Origin of the sequence: Enterobacter cloacae complex sp. 677-3DZ2D5B (assembly GCF_004136695.1) — a bacterium.
GTDB lineage: Bacteria > Pseudomonadota > Gammaproteobacteria > Enterobacterales > Enterobacteriaceae > Enterobacter > Enterobacter hormaechei_C.
On sequence record NZ_QFLS01000005.1, the window covers coordinates 153,725 to 178,928 of the forward strand.

At 55.6% G+C, this 25,204-nt stretch carries 21 protein-coding genes and 1 tRNA gene; 14 read left to right on the forward strand and 8 right to left on the reverse strand.

Going from position 1 to position 25,204, the window contains the following annotated elements; genetic code table 11:
• Positions 1–11: 11 nt before the first annotated feature.
• The 7 genes from DD597_RS07945 (at position 12) to yejF (ending at position 8,992) form a co-directional block, all read left to right on the forward strand.
• Positions 12–725: a phosphatase PAP2 family protein gene (locus DD597_RS07945; protein ID WP_003859363.1), complete on the forward strand. Its 714-nt coding sequence runs from the start codon at positions 12–14 to the stop codon at positions 723–725.
• A gap of 415 nt (positions 726–1,140) precedes the next feature.
• On the forward strand, positions 1,141–1,710 hold the full coding sequence (mepS, locus tag DD597_RS07950; RefSeq protein ID WP_003859364.1) for a bifunctional murein DD-endopeptidase/murein LD-carboxypeptidase: 570 nt from the start codon (positions 1,141–1,143) through the stop codon (positions 1,708–1,710).
• A gap of 127 nt (positions 1,711–1,837) precedes the next feature.
• The gene (locus DD597_RS07955) at positions 1,838–3,391 is read left to right on the forward strand and encodes a cyclic di-GMP phosphodiesterase (protein WP_032609708.1); all 1,554 of its coding nucleotides are present in this window, start codon (positions 1,838–1,840) and stop codon (positions 3,389–3,391) included.
• A gap of 75 nt (positions 3,392–3,466) precedes the next feature.
• Positions 3,467–5,272, forward strand: a complete 1,806-nt coding sequence (locus tag DD597_RS07960; protein ID WP_032609709.1) for an extracellular solute-binding protein — start codon at positions 3,467–3,469, stop codon at positions 5,270–5,272.
• Between the two features lie 9 nt (positions 5,273–5,281).
• Positions 5,282–6,376, forward strand: a complete 1,095-nt coding sequence (locus tag DD597_RS07965; protein ID WP_003859369.1) for a microcin C ABC transporter permease YejB — start codon at positions 5,282–5,284, stop codon at positions 6,374–6,376.
• Positions 6,376–7,401 carry an ABC transporter permease gene (locus DD597_RS07970; RefSeq protein WP_003859370.1) on the forward strand — a complete coding sequence of 342 codons (1,026 nt, stop codon included), beginning with the start codon at positions 6,376–6,378 and terminating at the stop codon, positions 7,399–7,401. Before DD597_RS07965 ends, DD597_RS07970 begins: the two co-directional genes overlap by 1 nt.
• A gap of 1 nt (position 7,402) precedes the next feature.
• Positions 7,403–8,992: a microcin C ABC transporter ATP-binding protein YejF gene (gene yejF, locus DD597_RS07975; protein ID WP_003859371.1), complete on the forward strand. Its 1,590-nt coding sequence runs from the start codon at positions 7,403–7,405 to the stop codon at positions 8,990–8,992.
• A 3-nt stretch (positions 8,993–8,995) separates the two neighbouring features.
• Here the strand turns inward: yejF and DD597_RS07980 are convergent, their stop codons facing one another.
• From DD597_RS07980 to rsuA, 3 genes are all read right to left on the reverse strand, one after another.
• The gene (locus DD597_RS07980; protein ID WP_003859372.1) at positions 8,996–9,340 is read right to left on the reverse strand and encodes a YejG family protein; all 345 of its coding nucleotides are present in this window, start codon (positions 9,338–9,340) and stop codon (positions 8,996–8,998) included.
• Between the two features lie 276 nt (positions 9,341–9,616).
• On the reverse strand, positions 9,617–10,816 hold the full coding sequence (locus DD597_RS07985) for a Bcr/CflA family multidrug efflux MFS transporter (RefSeq protein ID WP_129256081.1): 1,200 nt from the start codon (positions 10,814–10,816) through the stop codon (positions 9,617–9,619).
• Positions 10,817–10,831: 15 nt separating this feature from the next.
• A complete protein-coding gene (gene rsuA / locus DD597_RS07990) occupies positions 10,832–11,539 on the reverse strand; it encodes a 16S rRNA pseudouridine(516) synthase RsuA (protein ID WP_045896180.1) in 708 nt (235 codons plus the stop codon).
• A gap of 151 nt (positions 11,540–11,690) precedes the next feature.
• Between rsuA and DD597_RS07995 the strand changes: the two genes are divergently transcribed.
• On the forward strand, positions 11,691–13,451 hold the full coding sequence (locus tag DD597_RS07995; protein ID WP_022651520.1) for a DEAD/DEAH box helicase: 1,761 nt from the start codon (positions 11,691–11,693) through the stop codon (positions 13,449–13,451).
• Between the two features lie 125 nt (positions 13,452–13,576).
• Positions 13,577–13,861: a 50S ribosomal protein L25 gene (gene rplY, locus DD597_RS08000; RefSeq protein ID WP_003859376.1), complete on the forward strand. Its 285-nt coding sequence runs from the start codon at positions 13,577–13,579 to the stop codon at positions 13,859–13,861.
• Between the two features lie 51 nt (positions 13,862–13,912).
• Here rplY and yejK read toward each other — a convergent pair whose 3' ends face one another.
• Positions 13,913–14,920, reverse strand: a complete 1,008-nt coding sequence (gene yejK, locus DD597_RS08005; protein WP_017383403.1) for a nucleoid-associated protein YejK — start codon at positions 14,918–14,920, stop codon at positions 13,913–13,915.
• Between the two features lie 134 nt (positions 14,921–15,054).
• On the opposite strand from yejK, the gene DD597_RS08010 reads away from it, so the two are divergent.
• The 3 genes from DD597_RS08010 to DD597_RS08020 all read left to right on the forward strand — a co-directional run bounded on the left by DD597_RS08010 (position 15,055) and on the right by DD597_RS08020 (position 17,212).
• The gene (locus DD597_RS08010; RefSeq protein ID WP_001135586.1) at positions 15,055–15,282 is read left to right on the forward strand and encodes a YejL family protein; all 228 of its coding nucleotides are present in this window, start codon (positions 15,055–15,057) and stop codon (positions 15,280–15,282) included.
• 19 nt (positions 15,283–15,301) lie between these two features.
• Positions 15,302–17,062: an LPS biosynthesis-modulating metalloenzyme YejM gene (yejM, locus tag DD597_RS08015; protein ID WP_003859380.1), complete on the forward strand. Its 1,761-nt coding sequence runs from the start codon at positions 15,302–15,304 to the stop codon at positions 17,060–17,062.
• A gap of 73 nt (positions 17,063–17,135) precedes the next feature.
• Positions 17,136–17,212: transfer RNA gene (locus DD597_RS08020), tRNA-Pro, on the forward strand.
• A 66-nt stretch (positions 17,213–17,278) separates the two neighbouring features.
• Here DD597_RS08020 and DD597_RS08025 read toward each other — a convergent pair.
• Positions 17,279–17,539: a DUF2534 family protein gene (locus DD597_RS08025; protein ID WP_006811332.1), complete on the reverse strand. Its 261-nt coding sequence runs from the start codon at positions 17,537–17,539 to the stop codon at positions 17,279–17,281.
• A 202-nt stretch (positions 17,540–17,741) separates the two neighbouring features.
• Between DD597_RS08025 and eco the strand changes: the two genes are divergently transcribed.
• Positions 17,742–18,251: a serine protease inhibitor ecotin gene (gene eco / locus DD597_RS08030; protein ID WP_032609713.1), complete on the forward strand. Its 510-nt coding sequence runs from the start codon at positions 17,742–17,744 to the stop codon at positions 18,249–18,251.
• A gap of 569 nt (positions 18,252–18,820) precedes the next feature.
• Here the strand turns inward: eco and mqo are convergent.
• Positions 18,821–20,470: a malate dehydrogenase (quinone) gene (mqo, locus tag DD597_RS08040; RefSeq protein ID WP_045345849.1), complete on the reverse strand. Its 1,650-nt coding sequence runs from the start codon at positions 20,468–20,470 to the stop codon at positions 18,821–18,823.
• 187 nt (positions 20,471–20,657) lie between these two features.
• Here mqo and DD597_RS08045 point away from each other — a divergent pair, with 187 nt between their 5' ends.
• Complete coding sequence (locus DD597_RS08045; RefSeq protein ID WP_063158808.1) at positions 20,658–21,953, forward strand: SulP family inorganic anion transporter; 1,296 nt, start codon at positions 20,658–20,660, stop codon at positions 21,951–21,953.
• On the opposite strand, the gene mgtE is transcribed toward DD597_RS08045, so the two are convergent.
• Both mgtE and DD597_RS08055 read right to left on the reverse strand, forming a co-directional pair.
• Entirely contained in the window at positions 21,916–23,352 is a 1,437-nt protein-coding gene (gene mgtE, locus DD597_RS08050) for a magnesium transporter (protein ID WP_006811337.1), read from the reverse strand. The two genes, DD597_RS08045 and mgtE, sit on opposite strands and share 38 nt — an antisense overlap.
• A gap of 140 nt (positions 23,353–23,492) precedes the next feature.
• On the reverse strand, positions 23,493–25,136 hold the full coding sequence (locus DD597_RS08055; protein ID WP_003859392.1) for a multidrug ABC transporter permease/ATP-binding protein: 1,644 nt from the start codon (positions 25,134–25,136) through the stop codon (positions 23,493–23,495).
• Positions 25,137–25,204: the final 68 nt, after the last annotated feature.

Consider the following 25,204-nt stretch of genomic DNA (forward strand, 5'->3'; position numbering starts at 1 on the left):
TGCTGAAGACTATGACGACTCGACTTCCTGCTATTTTATTGCTCAACGCTGCCGGTCTGGCGCTCTTTTTCTCCTGGTATATCCCGGCGGATCACGGTTTCTGGTTCCCGCTGGATTCCGGGCTGTTCCACTTCTTTAACCAGGCGCTGGCGAAGAGTGAAGCCTTCCTGTGGCTGGTGGCGATCACCAACAACCGCGCGTTTGACGGCTGTTCGCTGCTGGCAATGGGCTGTCTGATGCTCTCCTTCTGGCTGAAGGAAGACAAAACGGGTCGTCGCCGTATTCTGATTATCGGCCTGGTGATGCTGCTGACGGCCGTGATTATCAACCAGCTGGCGCAGCATCTGATGCCGGTTAAACGCGCCAGTCCGTCGCTCTTTTTCCCGAATATTAACCGCGTCAGCGAGCTGCTTCATATTCCAACCAAAGATGCCTCGAAGGACAGTTTCCCGGGCGACCACGGTATGATGCTGCTAATTTTTGCAGGCTTCATGCTGCGCTATTTTGGTAAAAAAGCCTTCGCCATCGCCCTGGTTATTGTGGTGGTATTTGCATTCCCGCGAGTGATGATTGGTGCTCACTGGCTGACAGATATCGCCGTAGGCTCCCTCACGGCGGTGTTAATTGGTTTACCGTGGGTGCTGATGACCCCACTGAGCGATCGCGTAATAGGTATTTTTGATCGCTATCTTCCCGGTAAATTTAAACAAGTCAGAAACAAATAAATAACGCAAATTAACACCATTCATCGGGGATCGTTTTCGGTCCCTGAGTCTCTTCTTTCCGGCGTCATTCAACGCTGTCATCATCCTGTCATACAATTCGTGATAAAAATGAAGCAATTGCAGGGATTATCGGTATGAATGGCGGCATTTTGAGCAATTCCGCGCTGTAACTTTGTGTATCACATTTTCTTATAAAAAATCGGACTTTTTTGCTCGCAATACCCCGTGCAATCGGTTAACCTCGAACTCGTTTTGCCCCACTGAGATAATTATTATCATGGTGAATAATTTTGTGCGTTGAGCCACAGTTTTCACCATAAAGAATTGTCTCATTGTGAACAGATAATTAGTCTCGTCACGGTTGGCATTTTTATAACGATATTTTCGTTAAGGACTTCAAGGGAAAACAAACAAAATGGTCAAATCTCAACCAATCTTGAGATATATCTTGCGGGGGATCCCGGCGATTGCAGTGGCGGTTCTGCTTTCGGCATGTAGTACGACGAATACCGCGAAGAATATGCATCCTGAGACGCGTGTTGTGGGAATGGAAGATTCCTCTTCACTGCAAGCCTCTCAGGATGAATTTGAAAATATGGTACGTAATCTCGACGTTAAGTCGCGTATTATGGATCAGTATGCTGACTGGAAAGGCGTGCGTTACCGTCTGGGCGGCAGCACCAAGAAAGGCATCGATTGTTCCGCTTTCGTACAGCGTACGTTCCGTGAGCAGTTTGGGTTAGACCTTCCGCGTTCTACCTATGAACAGCAGGAAATGGGCAAGTCCATTTCGCGTACTAAACTACGCACGGGCGATTTAGTCCTGTTCAGAGCAGGTTCAACCGGTCGACACGTTGGCATCTATATCGGTAACGATCAGTTTGTCCATGCTTCCACCAGCAGCGGTGTGACGATTTCCAGCATGAACGAACCTTACTGGAAGAAACGCTACAACGAAGCTCGCCGCGTTCTGAGCCGTAGTTAATATTGTTGTCGTATCGTTGGTTATCCCTTGGCTGGCGATACGATAAAAAAAGCACTGCTCCGGCAGTGTTTTTTTTTGCCCGTTACACTGATAACTATCCAGCGGCATTTCAGGAATCACGACATCTATGTTAACCCGCTACTTCTCCAGCAACCGCAAGATACTGTTTATCAGTTTCCTTACAGGGTTATTCACTGCCCTGCTTCTGGGAGCATTACAGTTTTACTGGAGTTATCACAAGCGAGACGTCAGATTCGATACTCTCATTACCGATTTAAGCGTTTACATGGAGAGCTATTTCGATGAGCTCAAAATGTCGATTGATACGCTCCAGCCACTCACGCTGAACAGCTGCGAGGAAGTGAGTGCCGCCCTGACCTCCCGGGCGGCCTTTAGCATCAACGTGCGCGCCTTTTTGCTGGTCAGGGATAAACAGGCCTTCTGCTCCTCGGCAACAGGCCCGATGAATACCCCGATGGAAAAGCTTATCCCTCAGCTACATATCAGCAAACCTGTTGATATCGCGCTCCTGCCGGGCACGCCAATGCTGCCGGATAAGCCCGCGATCGCCATCTGGTATCGCAATCCGCTGGTGAAAGACGGCGGCGTGTTTACGTCCGTCAACCTCAACCTGTCGCCTTATCTTCTCTATACGTCACGTCAGGATGAATTTGCCGGGATATCGATCGTCATTGGCGATTCCGCGTTATCTACACAGTCCGGAATGCTGATCCAGGCGCGGGATTTGCCTGACGTCCCTGCCCGTAGCGCCACGCTGAAAAATATTCCATTGACCGTTAACGTTTATGCGCAAGCCTGGACAACCGATGAACTGCTCTACGCGGTGTTTTTCGGCCTGGTCTGCGGTATCGCGGCGGGCCTGTTGAATTTCTATATTCTTACTATCCGTCTCAATCCGGGAAAAGAGATCCTCACGGCCATCAAGCACGACCAGTTTTACGTGGTCTATCAACCCGTCGTGGATGCGCAGTCGCTCAGAATGACCGGGCTGGAAGTCCTGATGCGCTGGAAGCATCCGGTGATGGGCGAAATTCCACCGGATGCCTTTATTAACTTCGCTGAAGCGCAGAAGCTGATTGTCCCGCTGACGCTGCATCTTTTTGACCTGATTATCCGCGATGCCCCTGTTCTGCAAACGGTGCTCCCGCCTGGGGCCAAGTTTGGGATCAACATCGCGCCCGGGCATCTGCATGCGGAAAGCTTTAAAGGTGATATGCGCGCGTTTCTCGCCGCCCTTCCGCCCGATCACTTCCAGATTGTGCTGGAAATAACCGAGCGCGACATGATTAACCACCGCGAGGCAAATCAGCTGTTCGAATGGCTGCACAATGAAGGTTTTGAAATCGCTATCGATGATTTTGGCACTGGCCACAGCGCGCTGATCTATCTGGAACGCTTCACGATGGATTACCTGAAAATTGACCGTGGCTTCGTGAATGCCATCGGGACTGAAACCGTCACCTCGCCAGTGCTTGACGCGGTGCTGACGCTGGCAGAACGTCTGAATATGATAACCGTCGCCGAGGGTGTTGAAACGCCCGAGCAGGCGGCGTGGCTGCGCGAGCATGGCGTAAACTATCTTCAGGGCTACTGGATTGGCCGCCCGATGCCGCTGGAGCAGTTCAGGACGTGGCAACCCGATATCACGCTCGGGGAATAATTTCACAATCACGGCGCTGTCCCTTATTATTCTGTTCAACCGAGCCTGTCTGTGAACAAAGGGATCCGCCGCACTATGATTATGCGCGTTGTGTTGACGCTGTTGGCGCTGGTGAGCCTGTCGAGCCAGGCGCAGACCATCAAAGAGAGCACGGCCTTTGCCGTCATTGGCGAGCCGAAGTACGCGGTTAACTTTAACCACTACGATTACGTCAACCCAGCCGCCCCGAAAGGCGGAAACGTGACGCTTTCCGCCACGGGAACATTTGACAACTTTAACCGCTTTGCCCTGCGCGGCGTAGCGGCAGCGCGTACCGAATCCCTCTATGACACGCTGTTCGTCACCTCCGACGACGAGCCCGGCAGCTATTATCCCCTGGTCGCCGAGAACGTACGTTACGCCGAAGATTTCAGCTGGGCAGAAATCGCGATTAATCCGCGGGCGCGTTTTCACGACGGTACGCCGGTTAGCGCCCGCGACGTGGCGTTCACCTTTCATAAATTTATGACCGAAGGCGTGCCACAGTTTCGTCTGGTGTACAAGGGCACCACGGTGAAAGCCATCGCCCCGCTGACCGTGCGAATCGAACTCCCTGAGGCGAACAAAGAGAATATGCTGAGCCTGTTCTCCCTGCCCGTCATGCCCGAATCCTTCTGGAAAAACCATAAGCTGAGCGATCCCCTCTCTACCCCGCCGCTGGCCGGAGGGCCGTATCGCATTACCGACTGGCGAATGGGCCAGTATGTGATCTATTCCCGTGTGAAAGATTACTGGGCAGCCACGCTGCCGGTAAACCGGGGCCGCTGGAACTTCGATACAATCCGCTACGACTACTACCTGGATGATAACGTGGCCTTCGAGGCATTTAAGGCAGGCGCATTTGATTTACGTGTCGAGAACAGCGCCAAAAACTGGGCGACCCGCTATATCGGAAAAAATTTCGCGAAAGGCTATATCGTTAAAGACGAACACAAAAACGAATCCGCGCAGGACACGCGCTGGCTGGCGTTTAATATTCAGCGCCCGTTTTTTTCCGATCGTCGGGTGCGTGAAGCCATTACCCTGGCGTTTGATTTCGAATGGATGAACAAAGCGCTGTTTTACGGAGCCTACAGCCGGGCGAACAGCTATTTCCAGAATACTGAATATGCCGCCCGTGATTATCCCCACGCGGACGAGCTGGTTTTGCTGGCGCCAATGAAAGCGGAGCTACCGCCGGAGGTGTTCACCCGCATATTTGAACCGCCCAAATCCGACGGAAACGGGTTCGACCGGGACAACCTGCTGAAAGCCAGCAACCTGCTGGATGACGCTGGCTGGGTGCTGAAAAATCGGCAACGGGTTAATGCGCAAACCGGTAAACCGCTCAGCTTCGAACTGCTGATTGCCTCTGGCGCAAACGATCAGTGGGTGCTGCCGTTTAAGAAGAACCTTGCCCGGCTTGGCGTCACTATGAATATCCGCCAGGTCGATATGGCCCAGTTGACTAACCGCAAGCGCAGTCGCGATTACGATATGATGCAGACCCTGTGGGCCGCCCAGCCGTGGCCGAGTTCAGATCTGCAAATCTCCTGGGCATCGGGGTATATCGACTCCTCCTACAACGCCCCGGGCGTAAAGAGCCCGGTGATTGATGCGCTGATTGCAAAAATTGTGGCCGCTCAGGGCGATAAGAACAAGCTTCTGCCGCTTGGCCGCGCGCTCGATCGGGTATTAACCTGGAACTATTACATGCTGCCGATGTGGTATATGGGCGAAGATCGCGTGGCCCGCTGGGATAAATTCTCCCTGCCTGCCGTTCGCCCGGTTTACACCCTCGGCTTTGACACCTGGTGGTATGACGTGAATAAAGCCGCAAAATTGCCCGCAGAGCGGCGTTAAGGAGTGACGATGGGCGCTTATCTTATCCGCCGGCTGCTGTTAGTGATCCCGACGCTGTGGGCCATCATTACCATTAACTTTTTTATCGTCCAGATCGCCCCCGGCGGTCCGGTGGACCAGGCGATTGCGGCAATAGAATTTGGTCACGCTGGCGGCATGCCGGGCGGCGGCGGCGAAGGAATGGGGGCCAGCCATGCCCGGACGGGCGTGGGCAACATCAGCGAAAGCCACTACCGGGGCGGTCGGGGACTGGATCCGGAGGTGATCGCCGAGATCACCCATCGCTATGGTTTTGACAAGCCGCTGCACGAGCGCTATTTCAGGATGCTATGGGATTATGTCCGTTTCGATTTTGGCGACAGCCTGTTTCGCAGCGCCTCGGTGTTAACCCTGATCAAACAAAGCCTGCCGGTTTCCATCACGCTCGGACTGTGGGGGACGCTGATTATTTATCTGGTCTCCATTCCGCTGGGGATAAGGAAAGCGGTCTACAACGGTAGCCGTTTCGATATCTGGAGCAGTACGTTTATTATCATCGGCTACGCTATTCCGGCGTTTCTGTTTGCCGTGCTGTTGATTGTGTTTTTCGCAGGCGGCAGTTATTTCGACCTCTTCCCGCTGCGCGGGCTGGTCTCCGCGGATTTCAGCACGCTGCCGTGGTATCAGAAAATCACCGATTACTTCTGGCACATCACGCTGCCGGTGCTGGCGACGGTCATCGGCGGTTTTGCGGCGCTTACGATGCTGACCAAAAACGCCTTTCTTGATGAGATCCGCAAACAGTACGTCGTCACCGCGCGCGCCAAAGGCGTCGGTGAAAAGCAGATCATGTGGAAGCACGTTTTTCGTAACGCCATGCTGCTGGTGATTGCAGGTTTCCCCGCCACGTTCATCAGTATGTTTTTTACCGGCTCGTTGCTGATAGAAGTGATGTTCTCGCTCAACGGATTAGGGCTGCTGGGCTATGAGGCCACCGTCTCCCGTGATTATCCGGTGATGTTTGGCACACTCTACATTTTCACCCTGATCGGCCTGCTGCTGAACATCATCAGCGATATCAGCTATACGCTGGTCGATCCCCGTATCGATTTTGAGGGCCGCTGATGTCGCGTTTAAGCCCCGTCAATCAGGCCCGCTGGGCGCGCTTTCGCCACAACCGTCGCGGCTACTGGTCGCTGTGGATCTTCGCCGTCCTGTTCGCTTTAAGTATGTGTTCGGAACTGATTGCCAACGATAAACCCCTGCTGGTGCATTTCAAAGACCGCTGGTATGTACCGGTGCTTACTACCTATAGCGAAAGCGATTTTGGCGGCCCATTTGTGACGCCAGCCGAGTACCAGGATCCCTGGTTACGTGAGCAGATAGCGCAGCACGGCTGGGCTATCTGGGCACCGATTCGTTTTGGCGCGAACAGTATTAACTTCGCCACGTCTACCCCCTTCCCTTCGCCGCCTTCCGCGCAAAACTGGCTGGGAACGGACGCCAACGGCGGCGATGTGCTGGCGCGTATCCTCTATGGCACCCGCATCTCGCTCCTGTTTGGGCTGATGCTGACGCTCTTTAGCAGCGTAATGGGCGTTGTGGCGGGCGCCGTGCAAGGCTATTACGGGGGTAAAATAGATTTATGGGGACAGCGCGTGATTGAAGTCTGGTCCGGTATGCCAACGCTGTTTCTGATTATCCTGCTGTCCAGTGTGGTACAGCCTGGCTTCTGGTGGCTGCTCGGGATCACCGTCCTGTTCGGCTGGATGGCGCTGGTCGGCGTGGTGCGCGCGGAGTTTCTGCGCACGCGGAATTACGACTATATTCGCGCCGCGCAAGCGTTAGGCGTGAGCGATCGCGCAATTATCTTCCGCCACATGCTTCCCAATGCGGTGGTGGCGACCCTCACCTTCCTGCCATTTATTTTGTGCAGCTCCATTACCACCCTGACGTCGCTTGATTTTCTTGGTTTCGGTTTGCCACTGGGCTCACCGTCCCTTGGCGAACTGCTGTTGCAGGGCAAAAACAATCTCCAGGCCCCCTGGCTGGGCATCACCGCATTCCTCTCCGTGGCGGTGCTGCTTTCCCTGCTGATTTTTATTGGCGAAGCCGTGCGCGATGCCTTCGATCCCAACAAGGCGGTATGACATGACCCGGCCTCTTCTGAGCATAGAAAACCTGTCGATTGCGTTTTCAAAGCAGGGCGAATCACGCACGGTAGTGACGGATTTATCGTTGCAGATCCAGCGCGGAGAGACGCTGGCGCTGGTCGGGGAATCCGGTTCCGGTAAAAGCGTCTCGGCACTTTCGGTGCTGCGCCTGCTCCCCTCCCCGCCGGTCAGCTATCCGCAGGGGGATATTCTGTTCCATGGACAATCGCTGCTGAACGCTGACGAGCAAACCCTGCGCGGCATTCGTGGCAATAACATCGCCATGATTTTTCAGGAGCCGATGGTGTCGCTCAACCCTCTGCATACGCTGGAAAAACAGCTCTATGAAGTGCTGTCCCTTCATCGGGGAATGCGTAAAGAGGCAGCGCGGGGTGAAATTCTGGACTGCCTTGAACGCACCGGTATTCGTCATGCGGCGAAACGGCTGAACGATTTCCCGCACCAGCTTTCCGGCGGCGAGCGCCAGCGCGTGATGATCGCAATGGCCCTGCTCACACGCCCCGAACTGCTGATTGCCGATGAACCCACCACCGCGCTGGACGTCACGGTGCAGGCGCAAATTCTGCAACTGCTGCGCGAGCTTCGCGACGAGCTGAACATGAGCCTGTTGTTCATTACGCACAACCTGAGCATCGTGAAAAAGCTTGCTGACACGGTGGCCGTGATGCAAAACGGCCGCTGCGTGGAACAGAACCGGGCATCCGCCCTGCTGAGCGCGCCTCAGCACCCGTATACACAGCGCCTGCTCGATAGCGAACCCGCTGGCGACCCGGTTCCGCTTAACGCTGACTGCGCGCCGTTGCTGAGCGTTGAGGGGCTGTCGGTGTCATTCCCGATCCGCAAAGGCATTCTCCGTCGCGTGGTCGATCACAATCATGTCCTGAAAGACATGAGTTTCGCTCTGCGTCCGGGTGAGTCGCTTGGGCTTGTGGGCGAATCCGGCTCGGGCAAAAGCACCACCGGCCTGGCGCTGCTGCGCCTGATCGCCTCTCAGGGAAGCATTGTCTTTGACGGCATGCCGCTGCAAAACCTGAATCGCCGGATGATGCTTCCTGTCCGCCCGCGGATGCAGGTGGTATTTCAGGATCCAAACTCTTCGCTTAACCCGCGCCTGAGCGTATTACAGATTATTGAAGAGGGCCTGCGCGTCCACCAGCCGACAATGACGGCGCAACAGCGTGAAATCGACGTGAAGCGGGTGATGGAGGAAGTGGGTTTAGATCCCGAGACCCGGCACCGGTATCCGGCTGAGTTTTCTGGCGGACAGCGCCAGCGTATAGCGATTGCCCGCGCGCTGATCCTGAAACCGGAGCTGATCGTGCTGGACGAGCCAACCTCTTCCCTGGACCGCACCGTGCAGGCGCAAATTCTGGCGCTGCTGAAGGGGCTACAGGAAAAGCATCGGCTGGCCTATATCTTTATCAGCCACGATTTACAGGTGGTGCGTGCGCTTTGCCATCAGGTGGTGGTATTGCGGCAGGGAGAAGTCGTGGAGCAGGGAGAGTGCCAGCGCGTATTCACCGCGCCGACGCAGGATTACACGCGCCAGCTATTGTCCGCTGACTAGCACTCAGAAAGGGTATTGACCGGAGAACGGCTCGGCAATGGCCACGCCGAAGTTTTTCAGACGACAGGTGGCGGCAAACTCATCCTGGCTGTTAACAAACAGGCACGGCTCACCTTCGCATTCCAGCACGGAGCTGTCCACTTCGATGTCCGTCAGCGCCTGGCTGAGACGTTCCATAACCGGCCACGCATTTTCATCGCTCGGGCTGAGCAGTTTGAGCGCCACCAGGCAATTATCCTCCCCGGCAACGCTTTGCGGAATCGGTTCAACTTTCGAACCTGCAAAACCCGTCGACCAGCGATAGCTCTGGGGCAAGCGATGGACAATGGAGAGTTGTAATGTATTCACGTTCAGATCCCCGGAAGCAAATTTACTTCACAATTTATTTACATTTATAGTAACACATCATCGACAACCTGCACTGTTTAGCGGATTTTATAGGCGTTGCAGGCTCGCGTCGGCGCTATATGTACCCGTTTCTGCGATCTAACTCAACCTTTTTAAATACAATGATGTGACTTTTTACATAAATAGATTTTACATAAAAGAAACAAACACAGGGTAAACGAACGTAGGGTTGGTTGATATGGGTCAACAAAAAGGCCCGTATCGGGCCTTAAGTGGTCATTTATGCGCCGTCTTTCGCGGCCGGCTGGCGTAAAGATAAAAAAGAATGGAGCAGGTCGCGCAGAGGGCAATCGCCCACAGCATCGGCCAGGCGGTATTAAACGTTGCCGTCGAGAGCAGCGCCCCGACTATCGCGCCTATCCCGAAACGGAACGTTCCTGCCAGCGACGAGGCGGTGCCCGCCATATGCGGGAATTCGTCGAGGATCACCGCCATCGCGTTGGATGAAACCATCGACACGCAGCCGACAAACGCCGCCACGCCCACCACCAGCGCCCAGAAACCGACGCCCAGCAACGCGCTCAATACCAGCCAGATAGCCATCACGAACTGGATCCACAGCCCGGCGCGGAACATATTCAGCGCCCCAACCCGCCGGACAAAGCGGCTGTTGATAATGGTCATCACAAACAGGAACACAATATTCAGCGCGAAGTAGTAACCAAAATGCTGGGGTGACACATGGTTCAGTTCGATGTACACAAACGGCCCCGCACTCAGGAACGAGAACATTCCGGCAAAGCTGAAGCCGCTGGCAAGCATATAACTGAGCACACGCTTATGGCGAAACAGCGAGGCAAAGTTGCCAAGCGTGGTGCGAACGTGGAACTTCTGACGTCGCTCGACCGGCAGCGTTTCATCGATAAAGACGAAGATCATCACCGAGGCCAGCAGCGCGGCAATCGCCAGGATCCAGAAAATCGCATGCCAGCTGAACCAAACCAGCACCGCCCCGCCCGCCATGGGGGCGACCAGCGGCGCAATTGTCGTGACCAGCATGACGAACGACATCATGCGTGAGAACTCTTCCTTCGGGTAGACGTCGCGCATCAGCGCGTTAATTACCACGCTTGCCGCAGCCGCCGCCAGGCCATGGAAGAAACGCATCACAATCAGCTGATCGATACTCTGCGCCAGCGCGCAGGCCACCGCCGCCGCGGCAAATATCAATGTCCCCCCCAGAATAACTGGTTTACGCCCCAGGCTGTCTGCCATTGGGCCATAAAAGAGCTGGCCGAGCGCAAAACCAAGAATGTAGGTGCTGAGCGTCATCTGTGCGCTGCCTGCCGGTACGCCAAACTGCGCGGAAATCACCGGCAGCGCGGGCAGATACATATCGATAGACAGCGGCATCAGCATGGCCAACAGGCCAAGGATAAATACGATTTTAAACGACGAGTGTGGCCTGGTGGTCACAGGGTTCTCCTGAATTTAGCGTGAAGGCAGCCCGACGCTGGCAATCTCTTCTTCCGTCAGCGGGCGATATTCCCCTGGCGCCAGGTCTGGATCGAGTGCAATCGCGCCGATACGTTCACGATGCAGCCCCACAACGTGGTTGCCCACGGCGGCAAACATCCGTTTCACCTGGTGATAGCGGCCTTCACTGATGGTCAGGCGCACGTCGGTTGGAGTGATGATTTCCAGCACCGCCGGTTTGGTCAGATCTTTTTCATTATGCAGCTGAACGCCTTTTGCGAACTGCTCTGCCGTGTCATCCGAGACCGGAGACTCAAGCGTCACCCGATAGGTTTTCTCACAGTGATGGCGCGGGGAGGTGATGCGATGCGACCACTGGCCGTCATCGGTCATCAGCACCAGGCCGGTGGTATCAATATCCAGTCGCCCTGCCGCATGCAGCTTGTGCGCCACAGGTTCGTCGAGGAAGTAGAGCACCGTCGGGTGATCCGGATCGTCCGTTGAACAGACGTAACCTTCCGGTTTGTTGAGCATGAAGTAGCGCGGGCCATTCTGCTGGGTCAGCGGGTTGCCGTCATACTCCACCTGGTGCTCAGGCTGGAGTTTAAAAGCGCTGTCTTTCACAATGTCGCCGTCCACGGTTACGCGGCTGGCGCGAATTTCACGCCCGGCAATAGCGCGGCTTACGCCGAGTTGCTGAGCGATAAACTTATCAAGTCGCATGAAATCTTTTTAGCCTTAATGGTGCTGGAAGTCGGACTACGCGTCCGAAAAAGAAGCAGTCAGAAACAGTTCAGTATAATGGTCTGGTTGCGCCACTCAAGGGAAAAAGTTTCGTGGCATACTATATGCGAGTTAACTGAATAGAGAAGCCATGACGTTCACATTACGCCCCTATCAGCAGGAAGCCGTTGATGCCACCCTCGCCTGGTTTCGCAAGCATCGGGAGCCCGCCGCCATCGTACTCCCGACCGGAGCCGGTAAAAGTCTGGTGATTGCCGAACTGGCGCGCCTGGCCCGCGGACGCGTGCTGGTGCTGGCGCACGTCAAAGAGCTGGTGGCGCAAAACCACGCCAAATATTGCGCGCTCGGCCTGGAGGCCGACATTTTTGCCGCCGGACTGAAGCGCAAAGAGAGCCACGGAAAAGTGGTGTTTGGCAGCGTACAATCCGTTGCGCGCAACCTGGAACTGTTTCGCAGCGAGTTTTCCCTGCTGATTGTCGATGAGTGTCATCGCATCAGCGATGACGACGACAGCCAGTATCAGCAAATCCTCACTCATCTGAAAAAGGTGAATCCTCACCTCCGTCTGCTTGGCCTCACCGCCACGCCGTTTCGTCTGGGCAAGGGCTGGATTTATCAGTTTCATTATCACGGCATGGTGCGTGGCGATGAAAAGGCCCTGTTCCGCGACTGTATCTATGAGCTTCCGCTGCGCTACATGATCAAGCACGGCTACCTGACGCCGCCGGAGCGGCTGGATATGCCCGTCGTTCAGTACGATTTCAGCCGCTTACAGGCGCAGAGCAACGGGCTGTTCAGCGAGGCAGATCTTAACCATGAGCTGAAAAAACAGAAGCGGATCACGCCCCATATCATCAGCCAGATTGAAGAGTTCGCACAAACGCGCAAAGGGGTGATGATTTTTGCTGCCACTGTCGAACACGCGCGCGAAATTACGGGGCTGCTGCCCGCCGACGACGCGGCGTTAATTACCGGTGAAACCCCCGGCCCGGAGCGCGACAGCCTGATCGAGGACTTCAAAGCTCAGCGGTTCCGCTATCTGGTGAATGTCTCCGTACTAACCACCGGCTTTGACGCCCCGCACGTCGACCTGATTGCGATTCTTCGCCCGACGGAATCCGTCAGCCTGTATCAGCAGATTGTTGGCCGCGGGCTGCGTCTGGCGCCGGGCAAAACCGACTGTCTGATCCTTGATTACGCCGGTAACCCGCACGATCTCTATTCGCCAGAAGTAGGCACGCCAAAAGGCAAGAGCGACAACGTTCCCGTTCAGGTTTTTTGCCCTGCCTGCGGGTTTGCCAACACCTTCTGGGGGAAAACCACCGCCGACGGCACGCTGATTGAACATTTTGGCCGCCGCTGTCAGGGCTGGTTTGAAGACGATGAAGGCCATCGCGAACAGTGTGATTTCCGCTTCCGCTTCAAAAACTGCCCGCAGTGCAACGCTGAAAACGACATTGCCGCCCGCCGCTGTCGGGAGTGCGACACGGTCCTGGTCGACCCGGACGACATGCTGAAAGCAGCGCTGAAACTAAAGGATGCGCTGGTGCTGCGCTGTTCCGGCATGGCCTTACAACCCGGCGCGGATGAAAAAGGCGAGTGGCTAAAAATCACCTATTACGACGAGGATGGCGCAGACGTCAGCGAGCGGTTCCGGGTCCAGACGTCCGCCCAGCGCACCGCGTTCGAGCAGCTCTTTATCCGCCCGCATACCCGCACGCCTGGCGTACCGCTGCGCTGGCTAACCGTTGCCGATATCGTGCGCCAGCAGGCGTTGCTGCGGCATCCTGATTTTGTTGTCGCCCGCAAAAAAGGGCAGTTCTGGCAGGTACGTGAGAAGGTCTTTGACTATGAAGGACGCTTTCGCCGGGCAAACGAATTGCGCGGTTAACGGGACTTTTCGTTGATGCGCGAGCCATTTGAGTATAAAATGCCGCCCGCTTCACATCCGTGAGGCAGAACACTCACCTGCTGCTGGGTCGCCTGTAGTAGGGTTTTAAATACAGAGAGAAATCAATGTTCACTATCGAAGCAGAAGTACGTAACGTGCAGGGTAAGGGTGCGAGCCGCCGCCTGCGTACCGCAAACAAGTTCCCGGCTATCGTTTACGGTGGCGAAGCTGCTCCAGTTGCTATTGAACTGGATCACGACAAAGTATGGAACATGCAGACCAAAGCTGAGTTCTACAGCGAAGTTCTGACCATCGTTGTTGGCGGTAAAGAAGAAAAAGTGAAAGTTCAGGCTGTTCAGCGTCACGCGTTCAAGCCAAAACTGACTCACATCGACTTCGTTCGCGCGTAATCGCAAACCTGTCGAGAAAAACCCCGCGTTTGCGGGGTTTTTTTATGGCTGTTACTTACCGCCTGAGGTGCGACGCTGAAGCTGGTCGCGCAGATTCGGCGGCGTGCCTTTAATGGTCAGCGTGTCGGTGGCCGGGTCCCAGAAGATACGTTCCCCGAGCAGCATGGCATCAAAGTTAATGGTTAACCCACCGCCGCTACCGGCAAATTTCGTCAGCTGACGCAGCGTACTGCGATCCGCCGGGAAGCTCTCTTCCAGCTCATAGCCTTTTTCCGCGGTAAATTCCTGGAAGCTGACTTCGCTGACGCCTGCCAGCTCTTTGGACAGCGACTCCAGCTCAATCTCTTCCCCGGCCTGTAACTGCTCGTTGCAGTAGCTGTAAACCTGCTGACGCACGTTTTGACGCTCAGATTTATCAAGCTGCGCCTCAGCCGTAAAGTCATCCACCGCCTGGAGGAGACCTTTGTTCTGCGCTTTGGCATTCAGCCCTTCGCTGGCACCGAGGAAGTCCATAAAGAAATCGGCCACTTTGCGGCCCACGCGACCTTTAAGGAAGGTCAGGTAGCGCGTCGATTCCGGGTTGGTTTCCCATTCGGTTAAATCGATACGCGCCACAATATCCGCATGGTTGATATCCAGGTAGTGCGTTGAGCTGATATCCAGCTGCTCGTTCACGCGCATGCTGCTTAAGTTATTCAGCACGGTGACCAGGAGATACTCTACCGCCAGATAGCGGTAGTGGCAGAACAGGACGATACCGCCATCGGCGAAGGGATATTTCGCCAGTTCGTCACGCAGACGGCCAGTAGCAGCGCGGCTGAATGCCAGGAAATCCTCTTCGCCCTGACGTTGCAGGCGCAGGCTATCCGCCAGTTCGCTCTCTTCGCTGAACAAGCCATAGGCTTTATTTTTCGCGCTGTAGACGCGATGCAACTCCGCCATCATCTCGACAACGGTAGGCGTTGGTTCCAGTAACGAATCGCGCAGCACCACTTCAAGGGTTTGCTCATCACGCTTGATAAGCTGGTGCAAGGCAATCTGGTTGATTTCCAGACTCATGATAAACTCTCCTTTTAGACCGGGCGGTATTCAACCACCACCAACGCATGTGTGCAACAGAAGATAAAAAAGGGGAAAAAAAGCTGTTGCTACGGTAATATGTCGCCCTTCTCCCAACAAACTGATTTTGATTTATGCCACAACATTCCCGCTACAGTGACGAACACGTTGAACAACTGCTCAGTGAGCTGGTCAACGTACTGGAAAAACATAAAACGCCAACCGATCTCTCCCTGATGGTTTTGGGAAATATGGTTACCAACCTGATCAATACCAGCGTTGCTCCGGCTCAGCGTCAGGCGATCGCCAAATCTTTCGCCCAGGCTTTGCAGTCCTCCGTTAGCGACGACCAGGCACACTAAGGGAAACGAACAACAGTTTATGGTGACGAATCGTCAGCGCTACCGTGAAAAAGTCTCCCAGATGGTCAGCTGGGGGCACTGGTTTGCCCTGTTCAACATTCTGTTGGCGATGGTGCTCGGCTGCCGTTATCTGTTTGTGGCGGACTGGCCAACCACATTAACCGGGCGCGTCTACTCGTGGATGAGCCTTGTGGGTCACTTTAGCTTTCTGGTCTTCGCCACCTATCTGCTGATCCTGTTCCCACTGACGTTTATCGTCATGTCGCAGCGGCTGATGCGCTTCCTGTCTGCCATTCTTGCAACGGCGGGCATGACGCTGTTGCTGATCGACAGCGAAGTCTTTACCCGATTCCACCTGCACCTGAATCCTGTCGTCTGGGAGCTGGTGATTAACCCGGATCAGAACGAGACCGCGCGCGACTGGCAGCTGATGTTTATCAGCGTGCCGATTATCCTGCTGATCGAAATGCTGTTCGCCACGTGGAGCTGGCAAAAACTCCGCAGTCTGACCCGACGCCGCCATTATGCGAAGCCCGTCGCGGCGCTCTTTTTCGCCTCATTTATCGGTTCGCACCTGATGTATATCTGGGCAGATGCGAACTTCTACCGCCCGATTACCATGCAGCGCGCAAACCTGCCGCTCTCCTATCCGATGACGGCGCGTCGTTTCCTCGAAAAACACGGCCTGCTGGACGCGCAGGAGTATCAGCGTCGTCTGGTCGAACAGGGTAATCCGGAAGCGGTCAGCGTGCAGTATCCCCTGAGCGATCTGAAATATCGCGACATGGGGCGCGGTCAGAACGTGCTGCTGATTACCGTCGATGGCCTGAACTATTCCCGCTATGAGAAGCAGATGCCAGCGCTGGCTGAATTCGCTGAGAACAATATCGTATTCACTCAGCATATGAGCTCCGGTAATTCGACCGACGCGGGTATTTTCGGCCTGTTCTATGGCATTTCACCGAGCTATATGGACGGCGTGCTGTCGGCCCGTATTCCGGCGGCATTGATTACCGGGCTTAATCAGCAGGGCTACCAGCTGGGGCTGTTCGCCTCTGATGGTTTCAACAGCTCGCTGTACCGCCAGGCGCTGCTGTCTGATTTCTCACTGCCCGCCGCGCAGAGCCAGTCTGACGATCGGACCGCTGACCAGTGGATAGACTGGCTGAAGCGCTATGCGCAGGAAGATAACCGCTGGTTCTCCTGGGTTGCGTTTAACGGCACAACGCTTGATGACAGCAATCAGAAAGGCTTCGCGCGCCGCTATAGCCGTGCGGCGGGCGATGTTGATGCGCAGATCGGCCGCGTGCTGACCGCCCTGCGCGACGCGGGCAAGCTGGATAATACGGTCGTGATTATCACGGCGGGGCATGGCGTGCCGCTCGGCGACGAGGCGAAGGGCATGGAGTGGTCGCGTCCGAACTTGCATGTTCCCCTGGTGATCCACTGGCCAGGCACTCCCGCGCAGCGCATCAACATGCTGACCGACCATAAAGACGTCATGACCACGTTAATGCAGCGGCTGCTGCACGTCAGCACACCGGCAATTGAGTACTCGCAGGGCCAAGACCTCTTTAGCGCCACGCGGCGTCATAACTGGGTCACGGCTGCTGGCGGAAACACGCTGGTGGTGACCACACCGACGTTGTCCCTGGTGTTGAACAGCAACGGCAATTACCAGACGTATAGCCTCGAAGGTGAGAAGCTGAAAGACCAGAAACCGCAGCTCAGTTTGCTGTTGCAGGTGCTGACAGACGAGAAGCGCTTTATCGCTAACTGATTATTTATGAATCAGTTAGCGTTGCTTGCCCCTTGCATTCAAAAAGGAATAGAGTAGTATTCCTTTTATGCGTCGGCACGTAGCGCAGCCTGGTAGCGCACCGTCATGGGGTGTCGGGGGTCGGAGGTTCAAATCCTCTCGTGCCGACCAAAACTACACAAAAAAACCAGCCGCTTATGGCTGGTTTTTTATTGCCTGTCTCCGCATGCGCAATGCTTAGTGTTTTTCACGCCCACCGAGAAAGAAAATCCCCAGCGGAATCGCCAGCAGCACGGTGAACACCAGGCTGTAAACAAAGATCATCGCCGATTGCAGGACAAACATGCTGGTTGTCCAGGCAGAGAGCGGGATGTTGTACTGCTCAATCACACCGACAATGGTTGCTCGCCCCACGCATGCAGCAGCAATCATAAACACAACCAGTAACGCCAGCAGGAACTTGCGGCCTTCAGGTGTCTTCAGTTTTTCCCGTACCATCTCTCCTCCCTTTACAGATAAATAACAATAATTAACACGTAAAATAACACGATCGCCGCATCGACTCCACTACAGCATTAAACACCAATAAAAGAACACAAAAGCAGTTCATTACTCCGTTTAAAATGAAAATGTGAGTAAATTACGCCAACCATTCACGTATATTATGTTAGTCTTTCCAGGATCGTTTTAACAAAAAGGAATGACAGTGAAAAACGCACCTAAATTTGCCATCGCCCTCATCGCCGCTGCGTGCGCCAGCAGCAGTGCTTTCGCCAGCGAAACCCAGAAAGAGCAGCCGCTGGAAAAAGTTGCTCCGTATCCGCAAGCGGACAAAGGGATGAAGCGCCAGGTTATTCAGCTCCCGGCTCAGCAGGATGAAGCAAATTTCAAAGTTGAGCTGTTAATCGGCCAGACGCTGGAAGTGGACTGCAACCAGCATCGTCTGGGCGGCCAACTGGAAAGCAAAACGCTGGAAGGCTGGGGCTATGACTACTATGTCTTCGACAAAGTAACCTCGCCAGTCTCCACCATGATGGCGTGCCCGGATGGCAAGAAAGAGAAGAAATTTATTACCGCGTATCTGGGTGATAACAGTCTGCTGCGCTATAACAGCAAGCTGCCGATCGTCGTATATACGCCGGAAAACGTGGATGTGAAATATCGCGTATGGAAGGCGGATGAGACGGTAGGACAAGCGGTAGTTCGTTAAAAATAAGTCGGGTGGCGCTCTCGCTTACCCGACCAGGAAAGGGTGCGTTCTGGTGCCCTCACCCCAACCCTCTCCCACCGGGGAAAGGGGTCCCCAGTAATTTGAAAGCAAAAGCGATAACGTTGCCTTCAGAATAACTGAAGGCTTTCAGCGATGCCCTGGTCCGGCTGTAAATCGCTGAGGCGTGTCCTGTAGGCCGGGGCGAGGCGCAGGGATGCGCCGAGAGGGCGGGCTTTACAGGGATGTTACCTCCGCCCGTCCCCGATAAGCCGGAAGGAATAAGCCGAAGGCACCGCGAAGCGGCGATTTACCGCCGGAAGCCCGGGTCGCCAGGGTGGTGGCGACTGAGCCACCCTGGCACGTTCACCGGTCATGTCGTGACAGAGTAGCAAGGAACATAACGTGAACGGAATGACCACCAGAGCCGTATGTTCCCCCTCACCCCAGCCCTCTCCCTCAAGGGAGAGGGGGCCGTCTGTGCAGGCATTATTTTGTGGGGAACCCTCAGCCCACCGGGAGAGGGAGAAAACACTAGAAACGGTAACGGATGTTACCGTTTTGCGTTTATCTTACAGCGCGATATCCGCTACCGGCTTGCTTTCCGCCTGAGGCTTCAGCTCTGCCTTTGGCGCAGCATCCGCAGCCTGCGGTTTGACGTATTGCAGTTGCAGAACGCGGCTGGTGTATTCCAGCTCTTGTTCCGTGGCCTCAACGTTACCGTTCAGCTTCGTACCGTAGGATGGAATAATGGTTTTCAGCTTCGCCTGCCATTCCGGGCTGGATACTTTGTCCTTAAACACTTTTTCCATCAGGTGCAGCATGATTGGCGCAGCGGTAGACGCCCCCGGAGATGCCCCCAGCAGCGCGGCAATGGTGCCTTCCTTATCGCTTACCACTTCGGTACCCAGACGCAGCACGCCGCCCTCTTTCGGATCGCGTTTGATGATCTGCACACGCTGACCTGCCTGCCACAGACGCCAGTCTTCTTTCTTCGCCTGCGGATAGTACTCTTTCAGCGCCTCGAAGCGTTCTTCATCAGAGAGCATCACCTGGCTAATCAGGTATTTCACCAGATCGAAGTTATCCAGCCCCACGTCCATCATTGGCTTGACGTTTGACGTTGTGGTCGCGCTCAACAGATCCCACAGGGAACCGTTTTTCAGGAACTTGGTGGAGAATGTGGCGAACGGCCCGAACAGCACTACACGCTTACCGTCCAGCATGCGGGTGTCGATATGCGGAACGGACATCGGTGGTGCGCCCACAGAGGCCTGACCGTACACTTTTGCCAGATGACGGTTAACCACTTCCGGGTTTTCCGACACCAGGAACTGGCCGCCAACCGGGAAGCCGGCGTAGTCGTCCGCTTCCGGAATACCGGACTCCTGCAACAGTTTCAGCGCCGCGCCGCCCGCACCGATAAACACGAACTTGGCCTTAATCACATGTTCGGCTTCGTTGTTTTTCAGATCGGCAACGGTCACGCTCCAGCTGTTATCCGCATTGCGCTTGAAACCACGCACTTCGGAGCTGAGTTGCAGGTTAAAGTTCTCTTTTTTCTTCAGAGAGGACACCAGCTGACGGGTGATTTCACCGTAGTTAACGTCAGTACCAATTTCAGTGCGGGTCGCCGCCACTTTCTGGTTCGGATCGCGGCCTTCCATGACCAGCGGCGCCCACTCTTTGATTTGAGCGTGATCTTCAGAGTATTTCATCCCGCGGAAAAGCGTGCTCTGTTGTAGGGCAGCGTAGCGCGCGCGCAGGAAGTTGACGTTTTGATCGCCCCACACAAAGCTCATGTGCGGTACGGTGTTGATGAAGGAGTGCGGATTGTGCAACACACCGCTGTTCACCTGGTGAGACCAGAACTGACGTGAGATCTGGAACGCTTCGTTGATCTCTACCGCCTTCTCGATACTAATGGAACCGTCCTTTTTCTGCGGCGTATAGTTCAGTTCCATGAGTGCCGAGTGCCCCGTCCCGGCGTTGTTCCAGCCGTTAGAGCTTTCCTGTGCCACGCCATCGAGGCGCTCGACCATGGTCATGGACCAGTTCGGCTCTAATTCCTGAAGATACGTTCCCAGCGTGGCGCTCATGATGCCGCCACCAATTAAAAGGACATCCGTTTCCTGCTCTTTTGGTGCGTCAGCCTTCGCCGCCAGCGAGACGGCGTTCAGCCCCACGGCCAGAGAAAAGAGCACGGCAGTCATTTTTTTCATCATTTATGCCTTAGTTGAATAGTGCTTGATGCGTGGAAATTACAGGTGAAACACGCTGCGGTGGCACGGTAGCAACTTTTAAATATTGTTTAAAGGTTACGAAATTATTGTAATTGTGAAATTTAATGATGGATTGTTTGTAGGGTTTTGGCAGACAGGCTGGCACCCGACGATTTTCCTGGCTATGATGCTGCACTTTGTGATCGCGCGCACGGAAGCCTGCCCCTACCAGCGAATTGTTATGTCATTACCCCACTCGTCTGTACCTCAAGAAGGCCATGTCGCCACTGTTTTACGTTCGCCTCACCGTCTGATGCGCGAAACCCTGGCCGGTGTGATTACCGCGCTGGCGCTGATCCCGGAAGTGATTTCGTTTTCCGTGGTCGCGGGCGTGGATCCGAAAGTGAGTCTTATCGCCTCCGTGGTGCTCTGTTTCGCCCTTTCCCTGCTCGGCGGGCGTCCGGCCATGGTGACGGCGGCGGCAGGTTCCGTCGCGCTGGTGATTGGCCCGATGGTCCATCAACACGGCGTACAGTACATTCTGCCCGCGGTGGTGATGGCAGGCATGATTCAGATCCTGTTCGGCGCGCTGGGTATGGCGCGGCTGATGCGCTTTATTCCCCAGTCGGTGATGACCGGGTTTGTTAACGCCCTTGGCATCTTGATTTTCTTTGCCCAGGTGCCCCATTTCTGGAGCCGAAGCCCGCTGATTGTGGGCCTGTTCGTGCTGACGCTGCTGATTGTGCTGTGGGTGCCACGCTATATCAAAAGCGTGCCCTCCCCGCTGATTGCCATTGTGCTGCTGACTTTGTTCACCGTCACCAGCGGGCAAATTCTGCCGACGGTAGGGGATGAAGGCTCCATGAGCGGCGGTTTGCCGGGCTTTACGCAACTGCTGGTGCCGCTCAATCTGGAAACCCTGAGCATTATCTGGCCGTGCGCGCTAAGTATCGCTTTCGTTGGCCTGCTGGAATCCTTGCTGACGGCAAAACTGGTGGATGAACTGACCGCGACCCCCTCCAGTAAGCGTCGCGAGAGCATCGGTCTGGGCGTGGGGAATATTATGGCCGGGTTCTACGGTGGCATTGCGGGCTGCGCGATGATTGGGCAGACCATCGTAAACGTGGAGATGGGGAAAGGCAGAAGCCGTATCTCCACCCTTGCGGCGGGTATCGTACTGCTGGTGCTGGTTACGGCGCTCAGCGAGGTGATGGCCAAAATCCCGATGGCGGTACTGGCGGGTATTATGGCCATTGTGGCCGTCAAGACCTTTAGCTGGCATAGCGTTCAGCCCGGAACGCTGAAAAACGCGCCGGTGGCTGAAACCGTCGTGATGCTGGTGACGGTTGTGGCAACGGTTTACACCGGCAACCTGGCGATTGGCGTGCTGGGCGGGATTGTGATGATGTTCATCCTCCCTGCCCGACTTAAGCAAAAAGCACTGGCTAGAGAAGAAAAATCGTCGCCAGTCCAAGAAAAATAAAGAAACCGCCGGTATCGGTAATGGCGGTGATCATCACGCTCGACCCCACCGCGGGGTCGCGCCCCAGCCGGGTCATCGTCAATGGGATAATCACGCCCATCATCGCCGCCACCAGCAGGTTCAGCACCATCGCCAGCATCATGACCCCGCCCAGCGCCATATCATCGTACAGCCACCAGGTAATGCCGCCCATGATGCCGCCCCAGACCAGGCCGTTAATCAGCGCGACGCCCATCTCCCTGAAAATCAGCCACGAAAAATTACCCGGCTGAATGTTTTCCAGCGCCAGGGCGCGAACGATCATGGTGATAGTCTGGTTGCCGGTGTTCCCGCCGATCCCCGCCACAATCGGCATCAGCGACGCCAGGGCCACCAGCTGGGAAATGGTATGTTCGAAGCCGTCAATAACGCGGGACGCCACGAACGCGGTGCATAAATTGATGGCGAGCCACGCCCAGCGGGTTTTGACGGCCTTGCCGACGGAGGCATGAACATCGTCTTCGGCACTGATCCCGCCAAGGGCACGCAGGTCGTTATCGGTCTCTTCATAGACCACGTCAACGATCTCATCGATGGTCAGACGCCCCATCAGCTTGCCCACCGAATCCACCACCGCCGCGCTCACCAGGTCATCACGTTCGAAAGTACGCGCCGCTTTTTCGGCATCGTCTTCCGGCGAGAAGACCATCGGCTCGGTTTCCATGACCTCACTCACCCGCTGCTGGGTGCTGTTCAGCAGGATCGTTTTCAGCTCCAGCTCCCCGAGCAGGGTTTTATCCCGCGAGGTGACGAACAGTTTATCGGTGTTGTCCGGCATACTGCCCAGGCGACGAAGATAGCGCTGCACCGTACCCAGGGTGACGTCCGGACGCACGGTGATGACGCCAAACTCCATGATCGCGCCGACGCTGTTTTTCTCGTAGTGCATCACCTGACGCACGCGCGCCCGCTCTTCGGCAGGCAGGGAAGCCAGCAGGCGTCCGGTCAGGTTGCGCGGAAGATGCTGAACGAGGTAAATCTGCTCATCGATATCCAGCGTTTGCAGTGCGTCAAGAATGTCCCGGTCGCTCATCTCATCGATAAGGTCATCCCAGACGTTTTCCGAGGCTTCCAGCAGCACCTGACCGCGCTCGTGATCCTGCACCAGCCGCCACAGGGCGTGGCGCTCCTCGGAAGGCAATGCCTCCAGGGTGTCCGCCAGATCCGGAGGTGGTAAATGTGCAACCAGCGCACCTACCTCAGCAATATCGTCGGCCAGCGTGCCGACATCATATTGCTCAGCCAGGGTTAGCTTACCCAATAACGTTGACGTGACCGCTTTATCGGTCGTCAGGAGCCAGATGAGCCGCGCACGCTCCTGGTCACGCTGCCTGGCGCTGTTTTTCTTTAATACCGACATCAATCATAAATCCATTAAATGAGTTGGCGTTAAGCATAGCGCGGGGATATGTAAATAAGAATAAACGGCGGGTCGGGATGGAGAAAAAAACGGCATATATGAAAAATTAGTGTGCCGGGGTTCACCCGGCACAATTGCAATCAGGCCGTACGCGCCACCGCGTCCCGTGACGCCGCATCGCGCTCATCGCCGGTCAGCTCGCTCAGCTTGCCGTCGCGCATCTCCAGCAGACGGTCGGCGTGAATGAAGTAGTGATCGTCATGGCTGATGGCAAAAATGGTTTTTCCCATCGCCTGCATCAGCGGCAGCAGGACCTGATAAAACTCGCGACGGAAGTGCGGGTCCTGATCGGCGGCCCATTCATCCAGAAGGATGATGTCGCGCTCTTCGGCCAGCGCCAGCAGCAGCGCCACGCGCTTCTTCTGCCCTTTCGACAGCTTGAGATTCAGGATTTTGCCATCCTGAAGCTCCAGCTTGTGCGACATTTGCAGGTGCGCAAGCCACTTCTCCACCAGCGCCGGATCCGCCTGCTGCCCTTCCGGTCCCAGCAGCCGGTCGAACAGCCAGACGTCGGTAAATACCGCCGAGAAGAGCTTGCGGTAGTCCTCCGGTTTCTCCGCGCTCAGCGCTTTACCATCCAGCAAAATTTCACCCGACTGCGGCTGGTAGAGGCCCGTCAGCAGCATCGCCAGCGTGGATTTGCCGCTGCCGTTACCGCCGATCAGGAACAGCAGTTCGCCGCGGTGAATGGTCAGGTTGATCGGCCCCACTGAGAAGGCGTTATCCTGATAGCGGAAGGTAACGTTACGCAGCTCCAGCGTTTGCCAGTTCGGGAAGGCCTGCGGGCGCGGGAACTCAGCCTTAAACGGCGCAAGGTCGAACTTCTTCAGCTTGTTGAAGGCCACCTGTGCGCTCAGCAGCGTCGGCAGTGCGCCAACGGCCGACAGCAGCGGCGTGCGTAAAAACAGCAGCGTCAGGGAGTAGGTTGCCGCCACGTTGGTATCGGCCCACCCCAGGCTGTTCGCCATCCAGAACACCAGGCCAATCGCGCCCAGCATCATGATGTTGGACCAGTTCACGGCGCTCAGGTGGAACGTATCGGCGCGAATAATGTGATGACGATATTCGTGCGCATCCGGGATATAGAGATGGTTGAAGATATGTTCGGCGCGCTCGCGGTTCAGCGTCAGCTCTTTACGCCCTTCCAGCACCGTCTGGTAATCGTTATAGAGCTTGTCTTCCGTTTCGCGCAGCACCGCCATGTGCTTATAGACGCGTGATACCAGCAGGAACCCGCCCCAGATGGTAATAACAATCCACAGCGCCGTTACCGCCAGCATTTTGCTGGAGAGCCAGGCGAGATAGGCTGCCGAGCCAAAGGTCAGGATGATCCCCTGCACCAGCTCCGGCAGGCGCACAAAGGCGATGGTAATGGCGCGCACATCGCTGGTCAGCCCCGCCAGCAGAGAAGCACTTCCCAGCTGTTCGATGCGTTCCACTTGAGTATCAAGGATCCGTTTGATGAACTCACTGCGCAGACGGAAAACGAAGTGGTGGCCGAGCGCGGTCAGCGCCAGCTGTGACCCGAGCGTGACTGCCATCAGCAGCAGCAGTAAACCCAGAAATTCCGGCAGGACGGAGAGTGACGTGTCGACCATTTCGATCAAACGCACGTTAATGAAGGCAATCAGGCCGATCCCCAGCGCCGCGCTGGCAAGGCTTAACGCCATCACCGCGATAAAAGGCCAGCGATACTGCCGCCAGACAAGAAGAAGTAGTTGCATGCAGAGCAATCCGGACAAGAAAAATCAGCCAGCAGTGTAAACTGCCTTTCACACACATCAAGAATAAT

Excerpts from the sequence above, each read along its gene's own strand:
- DD597_RS07955 (WP_032609708.1), top strand. The coding sequence starts at position 1,838 with ATGTTAACCCGCTACTTCTCCAGCAACCGCAAGATACTGTTTATCAGT.
- DD597_RS07970 (WP_003859370.1), top strand. The coding sequence starts at position 6,376 with ATGTCGCGTTTAAGCCCCGTCAATCAGGCCCGCTGGGCGCGCTTTCGC.
- DD597_RS07995 (WP_022651520.1), top strand. The coding sequence starts at position 11,691 with ATGACGTTCACATTACGCCCCTATCAGCAGGAAGCCGTTGATGCCACC.
- DD597_RS08025 (WP_006811332.1), bottom strand. The coding sequence starts at position 17,539 with ATGGTACGGGAAAAACTGAAGACACCTGAAGGCCGCAAGTTCCTGCTG.
- yejK (WP_017383403.1), bottom strand. The coding sequence starts at position 14,920 with ATGAGTCTGGAAATCAACCAGATTGCCTTGCACCAGCTTATCAAGCGT.
- mqo (WP_045345849.1), bottom strand. The coding sequence starts at position 20,470 with ATGAAAAAAATGACTGCCGTGCTCTTTTCTCTGGCCGTGGGGCTGAAC.
- DD597_RS07965 (WP_003859369.1), top strand. The coding sequence starts at position 5,282 with ATGGGCGCTTATCTTATCCGCCGGCTGCTGTTAGTGATCCCGACGCTG.
- mepS (WP_003859364.1), top strand. The coding sequence starts at position 1,141 with ATGGTCAAATCTCAACCAATCTTGAGATATATCTTGCGGGGGATCCCG.
- DD597_RS07960 (WP_032609709.1), top strand. The coding sequence starts at position 3,467 with ATGATTATGCGCGTTGTGTTGACGCTGTTGGCGCTGGTGAGCCTGTCG.
- rplY (WP_003859376.1), top strand. The coding sequence starts at position 13,577 with ATGTTCACTATCGAAGCAGAAGTACGTAACGTGCAGGGTAAGGGTGCG.
- DD597_RS08045 (WP_063158808.1), top strand. The coding sequence starts at position 20,658 with ATGCTGCACTTTGTGATCGCGCGCACGGAAGCCTGCCCCTACCAGCGA.
- yejF (WP_003859371.1), top strand. The coding sequence starts at position 7,403 with ATGACCCGGCCTCTTCTGAGCATAGAAAACCTGTCGATTGCGTTTTCA.
- DD597_RS07945 (WP_003859363.1), top strand. The coding sequence starts at position 12 with ATGACGACTCGACTTCCTGCTATTTTATTGCTCAACGCTGCCGGTCTG.
- mgtE (WP_006811337.1), bottom strand. The coding sequence starts at position 23,352 with ATGTCGGTATTAAAGAAAAACAGCGCCAGGCAGCGTGACCAGGAGCGT.
- DD597_RS08010 (WP_001135586.1), top strand. The coding sequence starts at position 15,055 with ATGCCACAACATTCCCGCTACAGTGACGAACACGTTGAACAACTGCTC.
- eco (WP_032609713.1), top strand. The coding sequence starts at position 17,742 with ATGACAGTGAAAAACGCACCTAAATTTGCCATCGCCCTCATCGCCGCT.
- yejM (WP_003859380.1), top strand. The coding sequence starts at position 15,302 with ATGGTGACGAATCGTCAGCGCTACCGTGAAAAAGTCTCCCAGATGGTC.
- rsuA (WP_045896180.1), bottom strand. The coding sequence starts at position 11,539 with ATGCGACTTGATAAGTTTATCGCTCAGCAACTCGGCGTAAGCCGCGCT.
- DD597_RS08055 (WP_003859392.1), bottom strand. The coding sequence starts at position 25,136 with ATGCAACTACTTCTTCTTGTCTGGCGGCAGTATCGCTGGCCTTTTATC.